We start from the raw sequence: 13,292 nt of genomic DNA, 5'->3' as shown, positions 1-13,292 counted from the left end.
GCCGGTCCGTCGGGCCGCGGGGCGTGGTCGACCCTCGACCCTCGCTCCGCGCCCCTCTAAACAGCCGGCATGACCGATACTGCTCCGCCCGCCGCCCCCCGCCCCGAAGCCCGCGCCCCCCGGGGGTTCGCCGACCGCCGCGGTCCCGAGGTCTCCGCCGAACGCCGGATAGTGCGGCAGGTGTCGGAGGTCTATGAGCGCTGGGGGTTCGAGCCGCTGGAGACCGGTGCGTTCGAATATGCGGACGCCCTTGGCAAATTCCTGCCCGACGCCGATCGGCCCAATGAGGGGGTGTTCGCGCTGCAGGACGACGACGACCAGTGGATGGCCCTGCGCTACGATCTGACCGCGCCGCTGGCCCGGTTTGCGGCCCAGTCATGGGAGACCCTTCCCAAGCCCTATCGCCGCTATGCCTTCGGCCCGGTCTGGCGAAACGAAAAGCCGGGGCCCGGCCGGTTCCGCGAATTTGTCCAGTGTGACGCCGACACGGTCGGATCGGACCGACCCGAGGCCGACGCCGAGATCATCGCCATGGCCTGCGAGGGCCTTCAGGCCGCGGGGCTGGAGGCGGGGCAGGCCGTGGTCCGGGTCTCGAACCGGAAACTCTTTGACGGTCTGTTCGACGCCGGCGGTGTGACCGATCCAGGTCAGCGACTGACCGCCCTGCGCGCCATCGACAAGTTCGACCGTCTGGGCTGGTCGGGGGTCGCCGCCCTGCTGGGCGAGGGCCGGCTGGACGAGTCCGGCGACTATACCAAGGGTGCACAACTGCCGCTCGGCGTGGCCGCGACGATCGAAGCCTTTCTGGGCTCCGCGGGCGGGGGTGACGAGGCCCGGGCCCGGGGGGCCACACTGGACGCGATCTCCCGCTGTGGCGGGCTGGGAGCGGCGGGAGAAGCGGCCCTCGAAGAGCTCGCGGGCATCGACCGCGCCCTGTCGGCCATGCGGGTGGACCAGGCCACGGTCCGGTTCGATCCCACCATCGTCCGGGGCCTGGAATACTATACCGGAGCGGTGTTCGAGGCCGAGCTCCTTCTCGATACGGTCGATGATCGGGGACGGCCTGTCCGGTTCGGATCGATCGGCGGCGGCGGCCGCTATGACGATCTGGTCGCGCGGTTCACCGGCCAGGCCACCCCTGCGACGGGCTTCTCCTTCGGTGTGTCACGTCTGGCCTCCGCCCTACGCGCGGCGGGCCGGTCTGGTCCGGCCCCGCGGGGCCCCGTGGTGGTGATCGTATTTTCCGAGACAGATATGCAGGCCTATCTGGATGCCGTGTCGGAGTTGCGCCAGGCCGGCATCGCGGCCGAACTCTATCTCGGTCGGGCGGGGATGAAGGCCCAGATGAAATATGCCGATCGTCGGGGCGCTCCCGTGGCCGTGATGCTGGGCGGTGACGAGATCGCGGCGGGTCAGGTGACCCTGAAGGATCTGGACGCCGGTCGTATGCTGGCCGCCGGTATGGCTGACAATGAGGCCTGGAAATCCCAGCGACCGGGGCAGCAGACCGTGCCCCGCGATGCTCTCGTGCGAACCGTTCGCAGCATTATCGAAGCTTCGTCGATAATGCTGCCCTGAGATGAATGCCTTATCGATGGTTAGTCACGAAAGTGCGCAATTTGGCGTAGGGTCTGATTGACTTGAACGGCCCCTCGCCGTCATTTGGTCTCACTCGAACGGCGCGGCGCTGAAAGGCGCAGCCGCTGAACGAAGGCGTTTCGGGGAGGAAACGTCCGCTCCACAGAGAGCGAGAAAGCCCGCTGCGATGTATCCCCCGCAGCGGGCTTTTTCACGTCCGGAGATTGCAACAGACACCGGCGGCGGCCGCAAAAAAGGGCCGGAGCGACAGGCTCCGACCCTTCTTCGTCTGTCAGATGACTGGCCCTACCAGATGCGAACCCGCTCCTCCGGCGTGAGATAGTAGTGGCTGCCCGGCGAGACGCTGAAGGCGTCGTACCAAGCGTCCATGTTCCGCAGCGGCCCGATGACCCGGAACTGCGCCGGGGAGTGGGAGTCGGTGGCGACCTGTTGTTTCAGGAACTCATCCCGCCCCTTGGACTGCCACACCTGGGCCCAGCCGAGGAAGAACCGCTGCTCGCCGGTGAACCCGTCCAGAACCGGCGCGGGCTGACCACCCAGCGACAGGTGATAGGCTTCCAGACCCACGGCCACGCCGGATGCGTCGCCGATGTTCTCACCCATCGTCAGCCCGCCCTGCACATTGTAGCCGGGCAGGACCTCATAGGCATCGTACTGGGCCCCCAGCCGGGTGGTCAGGGCGTTGAAGTTGGCGGTGTCCTCCGCCGTCCACCAGTCGCGCAACACTCCGTCACCGTCGGACTTGCGGCCCTGGTCGTCGAAGCCGTGGCCGATCTCGTGGCCGATGACCCCGCCGATGCCCCCATAGTTCACGGCCGGATCCGCCTCCGGGTCGAAGAAGGGCGGTTGCAGGATGGCGGCCGGGAAGACGATCTCGTTGTTGGTCGAGTTGTAGTAGGCGTTCACGGTCTGAGGCGTCATGCCCCACTCGGCCTTGTCGACCGGATCGTTCAGACGGTTCAGCTGATAGCTCCAGCGGAACGCCCCGGACCGTTCGCCATTGCCGAACAGGTCATCGGCCCGGATCTCCAGCGCCGAATAGTCTCTCCAGCGGTCGGGATAGCCGATCTTGACGGTGAACTTGGCCAGCTTGTCCTGGGCGGCCGCCTTGGTCTCGGCGCTCATCCAGCTGTAGGTCTCGATCCGCGCGGCCAGAGCCAGACGCAGGTTTGCGACCAGCTCCTCCATCTTGGCCTTGGACTCGGCGGGGAAGTAGTCGGACACATACTGACGACCCACGGCTTCGCCCAAGGATCCCTCGGCAAAGCTGATGGCGCGCTTGTCGCGAGCGCGCTGTTCGGGCTGTCCTGACAGGTCGCGCGCCCGGAACTCCCACTGGGCGTCAGAGAAACGGCGCGACAGACGCGGCGCGGCCTGATCGGTCGTGTGGAAGGCCTGCCAGGCTTGCAGCGTCGTGACGGGCGCTTCGGCGAAAATGGCCGCGATCTTCGGCATGGCGGTGTTCTGGCGCACGATCAGGCGCGGGACGCCGCCCAGACGGGCCGCGTTGAAATAGCCCGTCCAGTCAAAGCCGGGCGCGTCCGCCACCAGTCCGGCGATGGTGTACTCGTTGTAGGTCCGGTCGCGGTTGCGGTTCTCGATCGGCGTCCAGTGGGCCTCGGCGATCGCCGTCTCCATGGCCACGATGGCCGCCGCGTTCCCGGCGGGGTTATCCCAGCCGATCATCTCCAGCATGCGCGCGATGTAGGCCTGATACTTCTCCTTCTTGTCCGCATAGAGCGGCGACAGATAGTAATCCCGGTTCGGCAGGCCGATGCCGCCCTGGCCGGCAGACACGACGTAGCGGTTCGGGCTCTTCTGGTCGGTGGTAATGCCGGTCCCGAAGAAGGAGGCCCCCAGCCCGCCGACGGTACCGCCCATATAGGCTGCCATGGCCTCATGGCTGTCGACCGCCCGGATGGCGGCGAGGTAGGGCTGCAGCGGCTGGCCATCCAGCGCCTCAATCCGCGCGACATCCATATAGCTGCGGTAGGCGTCGGCAATCTTCTGCTCGTCCGTGCCGACGACCAGATCCGTGCGCGCCACCAGTCCGTCGATCATCGCCTTCATGCGGTTGTCGGACAGCTCGCGCAGCAGGGCAAAGGAGCCGTAACTGGTCCGATCGGAGGGGATGACCAGCCGGTCCAGCGCGGCCCCGTTGGCATAGCGCATGAAGTCGTCGCCCGGGGCCACCGAGGTATCCATGCCGGCTGGATCAAAGCCCCAGGTGCCGTATCGCGGCGCGTCAACTCCTCGCCAGCCCGAGGCTCCCTCGATCGCGGGAACATCCTGGAAGATCGAATAGATGGTGCAGGTCTCGTCAACACAGCCGTGGTCGTGGTCCTTGGCCTGTGTCGCGGCGGCCGGGAGAAGAAATGCGGACAGGGCCGCACCGATCAGCAGTCGTTTCATAATGGATCCTGGAGTTTTCTTGCCGGTGCCGGGCGTATGACTACGCGCGCGGCGCGGACCCTACGCCGGCGCGTTCCGCTGTCGCCTTACAAAAAGTTCATGAAACACCGCACGCCTCCTGTCAGGCTGCGCCGTTAGGATGCTCCGGGTTCGGCAGGAGACGGAATGGCAGGGGCACACGGCGGCGAATACAAGGATCTGGTCGTTTTCCTCGCCGCCGCCGGCGTGGTGGTGCCCCTTGTCAGCCGGTGGAAGATCAGTCCGGTGCTGGGCTTTCTGGCGGCCGGTGTGCTGCTGGGTCCGGACGGCCTCGGCCGGTTTGCCGATGTGGTGCCCTGGCTCTCCTATCTGACCATCGACGATGCGGCCCAGCTGGCCCAGCTGTCCGAGCTGGGCGTCGCCTTCCTGCTGTTCATGATCGGGCTCGAGCTGTCGTGGGAACGGCTGAAGGCCATGCGCCGGCTCGTCTTCGGCTTTGGCCTGATGCAGGTCGCCGCCTGTACCGTCGTTATCGCCGCCGGCTTCATGCTGATGGGACAGTCGCTGGTCAGCGCGGCCGTACTGGGCATGGGGCTGGCGCTGTCCTCAACGGCGCTGGTCTTGCCGGTAATGGCCGAACGCGGCCGAATGAAGGGGGCGGTGGGCCGCACGACCTTCGCTGCCCTGCTGGCCCAGGATCTGGCCGTCGCGCCCATATTGATTACCGTAACGGTGCTGGCCACCCTGGCCCAGACTGATGGCGACCTGCGGCCCGAGGTCCTCGGTCCTGCCCTGCTGACCCTGGCACCGGCCGCGATCGGTCTGGCCCTGCTGGTTCTCGCGGGCCGCCTTCTGCTCCGGCCCCTGTTTCGCTCGGTCGCGAAAAGCCGTTCCGGCGGCGGCCGCCAGGAGCTGTTCGTCGCCCTGTGCCTGCTGGTCATCGTCGGAGCCGGTGTCGCCGCCCAGGCGTTCGGCCTGTCGATGAGTCTGGGGGCCCTGATCGCGGGCCTGCTGCTGGCCGAGACCGAATACAGGCGGGAGATCGAGATCAACATCGAGCCCTTCAAGGGGCTCTTGCTCGGCGTTTTCTTTGTTGGGGTCGGGATCGGTCTGGATCTGGATGCCGTCGCCGCCAATCCGCTGGGGGTGTTCGGCCTCGCTTTCGCCCTGACCGCGGTCAAGGCCGCGATCGTCTTCGGCCTGGCCCGGCTTTGGGGCCTGGGGTCGCGGTCGGCTTTGGAAACGGCCCTGGTTCTGGGGCCAGCGGGCGAGTTTGCGTTCGTAATCCTGAACACCGGCATGGTCGAGGGGATCGCCTCTCCGGCCCTGACCCAGAGCGTCCTGGTCTCCGCAACGATCAGCATGTTCACCGTGCCGTTGATGGCCATGCTGGGCCAGCGCCTGGCCGGACAGCGGGCGGGCGCGATACCGCTTTCGGATGATCCGGCGCTGGACCTGGGCCCCGGCCCGCATGGCGGAGATGCCGAGGTGCTGATCGTCGGCTTTGGTCGCGTCGGACGTCTGGTGGCCGAGATGCTGGCGGAACACGGCCGCAGCTTCCTTGCTGTGGACACCGACCCCGCCGCGGTCGCCGCCGGCCGGCGGGACGGCTACGATGTATCCTACGGGGATGCGGGAAGGGCGGAGATGCTGTCGCTCTGCGGGATCGCCTCTGCCCGCGCCCTCGTCGTGACCATGGATGCGCCGACCAAGGTGGATGAGGTCGTAATGGCGGCGCGCGCCATGCGTGAGGACATCGTTCTCATCGCCCGGGCCCGGGACGACCGTCATGCTGCGCGCCTCTATGCGCTGGGCGTCACCGACGCCGTTCCGGAGACGACCGAAGCCAGCCTGCAACTGGCGGAAAACGTTCTCGTTGACCTCGGCCTGCCGATGGGGCTCGTGCTCGCCTCGATCCATGAGCGGCGCGACCAGTTCCGCGCCGTCTTCCAGGCGGCGGCCCCGGAGGACCGGCGGAATCGCCCGACCCGTGCGCTTCGGGCCAGCCCACGGTCTTAACCAGATGAAAGACCCAATTTGGTCATCGTTGCGTGATGAAAGCGACGTCACCCGTGGGGTTCGGCGTCGCAACAGCTTCTGGCCAGTGCGTTCCCGTGCCTGTCACAGCCCAGGCTGTCCACCTTCTTCGCGGCCCTCCCCCGCCGTGAAGGTCAGTTACAGAGTATCCGTGTTCATGCGTGAGTCCGCGTCGACCGCTTCCCCGTCTCCTGAAATTAATGGGCAGCCCCGGCTGAACCGCCGCCAGGCCGCCAAGGTCCGGACCCGTCAGAAGGTCCTTGATGCGGCCCGTGGCCTGTTCGCCCAGCGCGGCTACGAACCCGCCACCATTCGCGACATCGCCAAGGGTGCCGGTATGTCTACCGGTGCCGTCTTCGCCAATTTCCAGGACAAGGCCGAGCTGTTTGAGGCGGTTCTGACCGAGGACATGGCCGGTCTTGCCGAGGTCATGAAGAACGGGGCCGGAACCGGCGCGACACGCGATCGGCTCGTCAACGCGCTGAGCGCCGGATATCACGGCTCGTTCGATCAGCTGCCCCTGTTCCAGGCCATTGTGGCCCGGTCCTGGTTCCAGCCAGTCGCCGCCGAAACCCGTCAGCGCGAGGCCACCCAAGGGCTGATCCAGGTCATCTCCGACATCCTGCGCGCCGGGATCGGTGCCGGCGAGCTGAAGCAGGACGCCGATGTCGTGCTGCTGACCGAGCTGACATGGGATGCCTACCTGTCCAATTATCGCCGGGCGGCCTATGATGGCTGGTCGGTCAGCCAGCTGGCCGACCACATGGGTCGTCAGGTCGATGCCCTGCTCGCAGGCGTCGTCACCGGGCAGTAGGAGGTCTAGCTCTTCCAGCGCAGGGTGGCCGGCTTGACCGGGTTTGAGAACGGGCGACCCTCTGTCCGGCTTTTCAGCCATTCGCGTTTGAGCTGCTGATACCATTTGGCCTGCTTGTCGGCGTCGTCGATCCAGATCAGGGCAGGGTCGTAACGCAGGCCCTCGTTCTGCAGGTTCACCATCCCGCCGTCCTGCTTCAGGAAGGCGACGACGCCCCTTCGCAGGAAGGGCTTGGCCACGTTGAAGATCCAGTGGTCCGACCAGAACATCTGGGTGATCCGCGTCCGCGTGTCGCTGACCGGTGTCAGGCAGGTCAGGGCCAGGACCTGTCTTTCGCCGACCTGGATATGCTCCCAGCGGTAGCCGGGCAGGCGGAAAGTGATCTCGGTGGCCGGGGCACCACCAAGAATCCGGTAGGCGCGGCTGTTCGACGACGGGGCGTGGCGGACCATGGCAAAGCCATGATCCCGCGGTTCGAAGGCCTTGGCCTTTTCGTGCATGGATCGCGTTGAGCGCCACCACCATTGCTGATGGACATAGGGTCCGTGGGCCGGATCCATCAGTCCGACCACGGCATGGTCGATGTGGCTGTCGAAATCCATGCTTTCGACCAATTTGACCCCGCCGCCCACCACGCCCGGAAAGACCGGCGGCTCATGATCCGGTTCGGCGGGGTTGCGGCTGTCTGAGGCCATCCAGACGAACACCATCCCCTAGACTCTCACGGACGGGATAGGAGCGCACGCGGATCCTGCCGGTCTCGAACGCCTGATCCTCGACCAGGGAGGGGATGGCGGCGCAGACGCCGTCGGGCCGGAAACGCCAGCCATGGTAGGGACATTCGATGGTCTCGCCCTCGCCGGGTCTTTCCACCAGGGTGCCTGCCGAGAGGGGCGCGGCGCGGTGCGGGCAGATGTCCCGCATGGCATAGACGGCACCGGCGCGGGTCCGTCCGACGAGCACGGGCTCGCCCATGATCTCGTGGCGCTTGAGGTCGGCAGGGGCGATGTCACGCCCCAGGGCTACAAAGTACCAGGCGTCGGTCACGAAGCCCTTGCCGAACGGGGTTGCTCCGGCTCGGGATGGCGCGGCGTCGGCACGGACGGATGAAGGACCGGACGGGACGGAATCTGGAGCAGCGGGCATCATACCCGTTCTGTATCAGAGCGTCAGCACCCCTGTCGTCACCATCCATACAGAGCGCTTTACATAACAAAGTTGATATGGTGTGATACCAGCAGATCAACCGGGGAGTTTCGCCATGTTCCGCGCCGCCGCCTTCGCCCTCCTGCTCGCTTCGGCTCCTGTCGCCGCCATCGCCCAGACCGGAGCCGGCGGGCCAGCGAACCACGGCCATCATCATGCGGATTTCGCCTCGGAGCGGATGCATGTGCGTATCGACGGCGCTTCGGGTCCGGGCGTGCGTGACATCATTCTGATCCCCGGGCTGAGTTCGTCGCCCGAGGTGTGGCAGGGGACCGTCGATCATCTCGGTGCAGGCTGGCGCGTGCACCGGGTTCACATTCAGGGCTTCGCCGGCGCACCGGCCAAGGGCAATGCCGAAGGCCCCGTTGCCGCCCCGGTGGCAGACGAAATCGCCCGCTACATCGCGGAGCAGGGACTGGAAAAGCCCGCGGTTGTCGGCCACTCGATGGGCGGCACGATCGGCCTGATGCTGACGGCCCGGCATCCGGACGCCATAGGGCGGCTGATGGTCGTCGACATGATTCCCTATATGGGCGCGATGTTCGCCCCGCCGGGTGCATCGGCCGAAGCCGTCGCGGCTGTCGCCGATCAGGTCCATGCCGGCATGAGCGCGGCCCCGGACGAACAGTATGAGGCGATGGCGGCGTCCACGGTGGCCGCCATGGTCAACACCGAGGCCGCCCGCGCCGCCGTTCTGGCGGACACTGCGGCCAGCGACCGGCGGGTCTCCACCAATGCCTATCGCGAACTGATTGTCACCGATCTGCGGCCGGAGCTGGCGCGGATCACGGCTCCGACGGAGGTCTTGTACGTCAGGTTCAATGATCCGAGGATGACGCCCGAGATCACCGACAGCATCTATCAAGCCTCCTACGGAACCCTGGCCGGAGCGACCCTGAAGCGCGTGGATGATAGCGCCCACTTCATCTTCCTCGACCAGCCCCAGGTCTTCCATGCGGCGCTCGACGCGTTCCTGTCGGAATGAGCAAGCGTTAACCCTCGCGCCATCGTTTCGGCTGAAACCGGCATCACGCTGGTGTCAGGTCTTCATGCGCCGTTCACGGGAACGCCGTTTCTGTAGGCCGCGCGACCGGCTATAGAACCGGTTCAGCTTGAGGGTGCAGATGGCGGGACCGGGTCAAGGGGCGAGGGGCGGCGGGTCGGGTGCACAGCGCACGCCGCTTCAGCGGGCCCTTTATTGGTCCGCCGTGGTTGCGGTCTGGGGCCTGATCTTTCTGGTGGTGTTCTTCGCCGTCTTCGCGCGTGGACTGCCCGACACCTCGGCCCTGTACGGCGTCGATCGCCAGCCCTCGATCACCTACCTTGATCGCAACGGAGCCCTGATCGCCACGCGAGGCTCGCAACAGGCCCCGCCGGCCGATCTCGACTCGCTGCCGGACTACGTCCCGGCGGCCTTCATCGCCATCGAGGACCGTCGCTTCTACTGGCATCCGGGGTTTGATCCGGTCGGCATGAGCCGCGCGATGGCCGCCAACATGCGCGCGGGTCGTATCGTCCAGGGCGGATCGACCCTCACCCAGCAACTCGCCAAGAACCTCTTCCTGACGCCCGACCAGAACATCCGCCGCAAGGTGCAGGAGTTGATGCTGGCCGTGTGGCTGGAGCTGAAATTCTCCAAGGAGGAGATCCTCGCCCTCTATCTGAACCGGGTCTATTTCGGTGCCGGGGCCTACGGCATCGAGGCGGCGTCGCAACGCTATTTCGACAAGGGGGCCAAGGACCTGACGGTCGGGGAAGCGGCCCTGCTGGCCGGACTGCTCAAAGCCCCGTCCCGCTATTCCCCGGTCTCCGAAGGTGAACGGGCCGCCGCGCGGGCCACGGTGGTCCTGGACGAGATGGAGGATGCTGGCGTCATCAGCGCCGAGCAGCGTGCAGCCGCCGTTCTGGAGCCCGTGCGGGTCTCGCGCACCCTTGCGACCCAGCATGCCCAGTACTTCATCGACTGGCTGGACAAGGAGATCCGGGGCCTGGTGGGCGAGCCCACCGAGGACCTGATCGTCGAGACGACCCTCGATCTGACCCTGCAGACGGCCGCCGAGCGCAATGTGCGCCGCATCCTTGAGCGGGACGAATCGCGCGGCGTCGAACAGGCCGCACTGGTCGCCCTCGACGGTGACGGCCGGGTGCGGGCCATGATCGGCGGGGCCTCCTATGCCGACAGCCAGTTCAACCGCGCCGTGGATGCGCGCCGCCAGGCCGGGTCGGCCTTCAAACCCTTTGTCTATCTGGCCGCCATGGAGGCGGGCTACACGCCCGAAACTCCTGTGGTCGACGAGCCCATCCGCATCGGGAACTGGAGCCCGCGCAACTACTCTGGCACCTTCGCCGGTCCGATGAGTCTGGCCAATGCTGTCGCCCAGTCGACCAATACGGTCGCGGCCTCGATTGCCGACCAGATCGGTCGCGACAGCGTCGCCCGTGCCGCGCGGCGGCTGGGAATCAGCTCGCGCATCGGGCTGGAGCCGGCCATGGCCCTGGGTGCAGTCGAGGTGTCGCCGCTCGATATGGCCACAGCCTATGACGCCTTCGCCAACGGCGGGCGCCGGGTCACGGCCTATGGCATCAGCCGCATCCGGACGCCGCAGGGACGCGTGATCTACCAGCAGGGGGCCCGGGATCCGGCTGCGGGCCAGGCCATCAACAATCCCGCCCTCTACTACATGAACCAGATGCTCCGGGGCGTGGTCACCGGCGGGACGGCGCGCTCCGCGGCGATCTCCGGCCGCGATATCGCCGGCAAGACGGGGACGACCTCGGACTACAAGGATGCCTGGTTCGTCGGCTACACCGGCGGTTTCGTCACGGCGGTGTGGGTGGGCAAGGACGACAATACCGCCATGCGGGGCGTCACCGGTGGCGCTGCCCCCGCCGCCATCTGGAAAGGCTTCATGGAGGCCGCCCTGCCGCGTCTGAATGTCCAGCCGATTCCCAATGGCCCGCCCATGCCGGAAGGCTGGGTCGCGCCCGATCCGATCGGGGACCTGATGGGGGCGGTCGAGGACCCGTTCGGCGATTCCACCGTCATCGACGGAGTCGATCCGAACCAGGGCGAGCCCTATGTGCCGGGCAAGCCGGCTGCCGGTGCCCCTCCGGTTCGGGATCCGGCCCCGCGTCGCGACGATCCCCCGAACCAGCGGCCGGAACCCGAACTCCAGCCCGAGAAGCCGGCCAGCCCGCTGTTCTTCTAGGGCTCGCCTGTCCGGCGTCCGATGGCGTGAAGGGCCGCGCCGTGCTCACGCAGCCAGGCCCGGAAGGGCGTCGGGTCACCGACAAGTCTGCGGACCACGGACCAGTAGGACGGGCTGTGGTCGGCATGGACGAGATGGGCCACCTCATGCGCGGCCAGATAGTCCAGCACCGCCGGTGGAGCCATGATGACGCGCCAGGAATAGCGAATGGACCGCGATCGGGGGGTGCAAGAGCCCCAGCGTGACGCGGGATCATTGATCGTGACCGTGACCGGCCCCTGGCCGAGCGCGCGCAGGTGGATGCTCGTCCGGGCCTCCAGTGCCGCCCGTGCGGTTCTGCGCAGCAGATTGGTGACCCTGCGGGCAAAGGCCTGGCCCTCACCGCCTGAAACGATCCGGGGCCCGTCCGCGCCCTCGATCAGACGGGCCGAAGCCGCGCCCGGCACAGCCTCCAGCCGCACCGATGCGCCCCTGAACGGGAGGACCGCCCCCGGTTCGAGAACAGTTCCGTCGGGCCGGGCGGAGAGCCGCTCCATGATCCAGTCCGTTCGCGAACGGGCGAAGGCGACGGCGTCGCCGAGACGACGTTCGCTGGGGGCCACCGCCACGGCTTCGCCTGCCCGCGTATCGATGCGGATCGAGATGCGGCGGGCGCGGGGATTGACGCTCAGTCGAAGGGCGTGACCGCCCTCAAGCGGCAGCCGTTCTCCGGTCCGGTACGGCAGAGAGCTTTTCATTCGCGGCAATGAAATCCCGGGTCCGGGGGTAGATGTCCTCGCGGAACCGCCGCCCGTTGAAGACCCCGTAGTGACCGACCTCCGGCTGCACGTAAAGGACCCGGCGCTCGTCCGGAATATTGACGCACAGTCCGTGGGCGGCTTGGGTCTGACCGACGCCCGAGATGTCGTCCTTTTCGCCTTCCACGGTCATCAGGCCGATGTCGGTGATCTTCGTCAGATCCACCGGGACGCCCCGGTGTTCCAGCAGGCCCCGGGGCAGAAGGTGTGACTGGAAGACGATATCGATGGTCTGGAGATAGAACTCCTCGGTCAGGTCGAGGACCGACAGATACTCGTCGTAGAATTGTTCGTGCTTCTCGACCCCGTCCCCGTCTCCGGAAACCAGGTCGCGGAAATACTCCCAGTGGGCGTCCTTGTGGCGCTGCTCGTTCATGGACATGAAGCTGTAGAGTTGGACGAACCCCGGATAGACCTCCCGGCCGAAGCCCGGATAGGGCAGGGGCACGGTGTGGATCATGTTGGACTGAAACCAGGCGAAGGGTTTCGCCTCCGCCAGCTGGTTGGTCACGGTCGGCGACAGGCGCGCGTCGATGGGCGATCCCATGAAGGTCATGGATGCCGGGCGGTTGGGATCGTTTTCCGCCGCCATGATGGCCCCGGCGGCGAGGACGGGCGGGCCGGGCTGACAGACGCCGACGACGTGGGCGCGGGGTCCGATCTGCGCCAGCATGGTCCGGACGTGATCGATGTAGTCGTGGAAGTCGAAACGGCCTTCCAGCATGGGCACCTGACGGGCGTTGACCCAGTCGGTGACATAGACGTCGTGGTCCTGCAGGAAGGTCTCTACGGTGCCCCGCAGCAGGGTGGCATAGTGGCCGGACAGGGGGGCGACGATCAGCACACTGGGGGCTGCGACCGGCTTTCCGGCCCGTTTCAGATCGCCGACGTTGCGCGCGAACCGCACCAGCCGGACCCAGGGGCTCTGCCAGACGATCTGTTCGGTCGTCCGCACCGGCTGGTTGTCGATATTGATGACCTCGAGGCCCCAAGCGGGCTTGCCGTATCGCCGGGTGACGCTCTCGAACAGCTCCGCCGAGGCATAGGCGTTACGACCCAGCGCCGTCCCGGCGGCCGGATTGAAGGGTGAGGTCCAGAACTTGCGCGCAAACGAGGCGCCGATCCGGAAAGGCTGCGCCGAGGAATAGGCGAGCTCATGAAGTGCGTAGAGCATGAAATCCTGTGACCGGCTTCGCCAAGGTGGCGATGCCATCATAGAACGCGCTGCACTGCAAAAGG

General features: G+C 66.8%; 8 protein-coding genes and 1 pseudogene. 5 read left to right on the top strand and 4 right to left on the bottom strand.

All coding sequences use genetic code 11. The annotated features are described in order from the left end of the window. Window positions 1-69 precede the first annotated feature (69 nt). Window positions 70-1,578 carry a histidine--tRNA ligase gene (hisS, locus tag SJY26_RS03325; protein ID WP_396594740.1) on the top strand — a complete coding sequence of 503 codons (1,509 nt, stop codon included), beginning with the start codon at window positions 70-72 and terminating at the stop codon, window positions 1,576-1,578. Window positions 1,579-1,884: 306 nt separating this feature from the next. Here the strand turns inward: hisS and SJY26_RS03320 are convergent, their stop codons facing one another. Then, window positions 1,885-4,011, bottom strand: a complete 2,127-nt coding sequence (locus SJY26_RS03320; RefSeq protein ID WP_396594739.1) for a M13 family metallopeptidase — start codon at window positions 4,009-4,011, stop codon at window positions 1,885-1,887. A 165-nt stretch (window positions 4,012-4,176) separates the two neighbouring features. On the opposite strand from SJY26_RS03320, the gene SJY26_RS03315 reads away from it, so the two are divergent. Both SJY26_RS03315 and SJY26_RS03310 read left to right on the top strand, forming a co-directional pair. After that, a complete protein-coding gene (locus SJY26_RS03315) occupies window positions 4,177-6,009 on the top strand; it encodes a cation:proton antiporter (RefSeq protein ID WP_396594738.1) in 1,833 nt (610 codons plus the stop codon). A 175-nt stretch (window positions 6,010-6,184) separates the two neighbouring features. Beyond that, window positions 6,185-6,841, top strand: a complete 657-nt coding sequence (locus tag SJY26_RS03310) for a TetR/AcrR family transcriptional regulator (protein WP_396594737.1) — start codon at window positions 6,185-6,187, stop codon at window positions 6,839-6,841. A 5-nt stretch (window positions 6,842-6,846) separates the two neighbouring features. On the opposite strand, the pseudogene SJY26_RS03305 reads toward SJY26_RS03310, so the two are convergent. Next, window positions 6,847-7,987 (bottom strand): annotated as a pseudogene (locus SJY26_RS03305) (Rieske 2Fe-2S domain-containing protein). Window positions 7,988-8,102: 115 nt separating this feature from the next. Here SJY26_RS03305 and SJY26_RS03300 point away from each other — a divergent pair. Together SJY26_RS03300 and SJY26_RS03295 are read left to right on the top strand one after the other, a co-directional pair. Beyond that, window positions 8,103-9,032: an alpha/beta fold hydrolase gene (locus tag SJY26_RS03300; RefSeq protein ID WP_396594736.1), complete on the top strand. Its 930-nt coding sequence runs from the start codon at window positions 8,103-8,105 to the stop codon at window positions 9,030-9,032. A gap of 139 nt (window positions 9,033-9,171) precedes the next feature. Then, window positions 9,172-11,256 carry a transglycosylase domain-containing protein gene (locus SJY26_RS03295; protein ID WP_396594735.1) on the top strand — a complete coding sequence of 695 codons (2,085 nt, stop codon included), beginning with the start codon at window positions 9,172-9,174 and terminating at the stop codon, window positions 11,254-11,256. Here SJY26_RS03295 and SJY26_RS03290 read toward each other — a convergent pair. Next, a complete protein-coding gene (locus SJY26_RS03290) occupies window positions 11,253-11,993 on the bottom strand; it encodes a M48 family metallopeptidase (protein ID WP_396594734.1) in 741 nt (246 codons plus the stop codon). The genes SJY26_RS03295 and SJY26_RS03290 overlap by 4 nt on opposite strands. Continuing rightward, on the bottom strand, window positions 11,947-13,227 hold the full coding sequence (locus SJY26_RS03285; RefSeq protein WP_396594733.1) for a polyhydroxyalkanoate depolymerase: 1,281 nt from the start codon (window positions 13,225-13,227) through the stop codon (window positions 11,947-11,949). The genes SJY26_RS03290 and SJY26_RS03285 overlap by 47 nt, the downstream gene beginning before the upstream one ends. Window positions 13,228-13,292: the final 65 nt, after the last annotated feature.

It is taken from the genome of Brevundimonas sp. R86498 (assembly GCF_044598075.1).
Lineage (GTDB): Bacteria > Pseudomonadota > Alphaproteobacteria > Caulobacterales > Caulobacteraceae > Brevundimonas.
The sequence above is the reverse complement of the archived record's forward strand: the minus strand, read 5'-3'. Positions and strand labels throughout refer to the sequence as shown.

Coding starts and splice junctions, on each gene's coding strand:
- SJY26_RS03290 (WP_396594734.1), bottom strand. CDS start 11,993: ATGAAAAGCTCTCTGCCGTACCGGACCGGAGAACGGCTGCCGCTTGAG.
- SJY26_RS03300 (WP_396594736.1), top strand. CDS start 8,103: ATGTTCCGCGCCGCCGCCTTCGCCCTCCTGCTCGCTTCGGCTCCTGTC.
- SJY26_RS03310 (WP_396594737.1), top strand. CDS start 6,185: ATGCGTGAGTCCGCGTCGACCGCTTCCCCGTCTCCTGAAATTAATGGG.
- hisS (WP_396594740.1), top strand. CDS start 70: ATGACCGATACTGCTCCGCCCGCCGCCCCCCGCCCCGAAGCCCGCGCC.
- SJY26_RS03320 (WP_396594739.1), bottom strand. CDS start 4,011: ATGAAACGACTGCTGATCGGTGCGGCCCTGTCCGCATTTCTTCTCCCG.
- SJY26_RS03285 (WP_396594733.1), bottom strand. CDS start 13,227: ATGCTCTACGCACTTCATGAGCTCGCCTATTCCTCGGCGCAGCCTTTC.
- SJY26_RS03315 (WP_396594738.1), top strand. CDS start 4,177: ATGGCAGGGGCACACGGCGGCGAATACAAGGATCTGGTCGTTTTCCTC.
- SJY26_RS03295 (WP_396594735.1), top strand. CDS start 9,172: ATGGCGGGACCGGGTCAAGGGGCGAGGGGCGGCGGGTCGGGTGCACAG.